Raw genomic sequence first — 1,424 nt, forward strand, 5'->3', positions numbered from 1 at the left:
ACTCATGCAGGGTGAGACCTGATGCCGAGCCGATTGTGGTGAAGTGGATGATCCTATGCTGTCGAGAAAAGCCTCTAGCGAGTTTCATGGCGGCCCGTACCCTAAACCGACTCAGGTGGTCAGGTAGAGAATACCGAGGCGTTCGGGTGAACTATGGTTAAGGAACTCGGCAAAATGCCCCCGTAACTTCGGGAGAAGGGGGGCCACGTCTGGTGATCGGATTTTCTCCGTGAGCTGGGGGTGGCCGCAGAGACCAGCGAGAAGCGACTGTTTACTAAAAACACAGGTCCGTGCGAAGCCGTAAGGCGATGTATACGGACTGACGCCTGCCCGGTGCTGGAACGTTAAGGGGACCGGTTAGCCAGGATTCGTTCTGGCGAAGCTGAGAACTTAAGCGCCAGTAAACGGCGGTGGTAACTATAACCATCCTAAGGTAGCGAAATTCCTTGTCGGGTAAGTTCCGACCTGCACGAATGGCGTAACGACTTCTCGACTGTCTCAACCATAGGCCCGGTGAAATTGCACTACGAGTAAAGATGCTCGTTTCGCGCAGCAGGACGGAAAGACCCCGGGACCTTTACTACAGTTTGATATTGGTGTTCGGTTCGGCTTGTGTAGGATAGCTGGGAGACTTTGAAACGCGGACGCCAGTTCGCGGTGAGTCGTCGTTGAAATACCAGTCTGGTCGTGCTGGATGTCTAACCTGGGTCCGTGATCCGGATCAGGGACAGTGTCTGATGGGTAGTTTAACTGGGGCGGTTGCCTCCTAAAGAGTAACGGAGGCGCCCAAAGGTTCCCTCAGCCTGGTTGGCAATCAGGTGTTGAGTGTAAGTGCACAAGGGAGCTTGACTGTGAGACCGACGGGTCGAGCAGGGACGAAAGTCGGGACTAGTGATCCGGCGGTGGCTTGTGGAAGCGCCGTCGCTCAACGGATAAAAGGTACCCCGGGGATAACAGGCTGATCTTCCCCAAGAGTCCATATCGACGGGATGGTTTGGCACCTCGATGTCGGCTCGTCGCATCCTGGGGCTGGAGTCGGTCCCAAGGGTTGGGCTGTTCGCCCATTAAAGCGGTACGCGAGCTGGGTTTAGAACGTCGTGAGACAGTTCGGTCCCTATCCGCTGTGCGCGTAGGAATATTGAGAAGGGCTGTCCCTAGTACGAGAGGACCGGGACGGACGAACCTCTGGTGTGCCAGTTGTCCTGCCAAGGGCATGGCTGGTTGGCTACGTTCGGAAAGGATAACCGCTGAAAGCATCTAAGCGGGAAGCCTGCTTCGAGATGAGTATTCCCACCTCCTTGAGAGGGTAAGGCTCCCAGTAGACGACTGGGTTGATAGGCCGGATATGGAAGCCAGGTAACTGGTGGAGTTGACCGGTACTAATAGGCCGAGGGCTTGTCCTCAGTTGCTCGCGTCCACTGTGT

The 1,424-nt window shown here is 55.8% G+C and carries 1 rRNA gene (running past one end of the window); it reads left to right on the top strand.

The window, feature by feature from the left end:
- Nucleotides 1-1,403, top strand: a 23S ribosomal RNA gene (locus ACIPK3_RS34245) (it extends 1,806 nt beyond the left edge of the window).
- The last annotated feature ends 21 nt before the right edge of the window (nucleotides 1,404-1,424 follow it).

Origin of the sequence: Streptomyces sp. NPDC086787 (assembly GCF_044745865.1) — a bacterium.
In the GTDB taxonomy this organism is placed as follows: Bacteria; Actinomycetota; Actinomycetes; order Streptomycetales; family Streptomycetaceae; genus Streptomyces.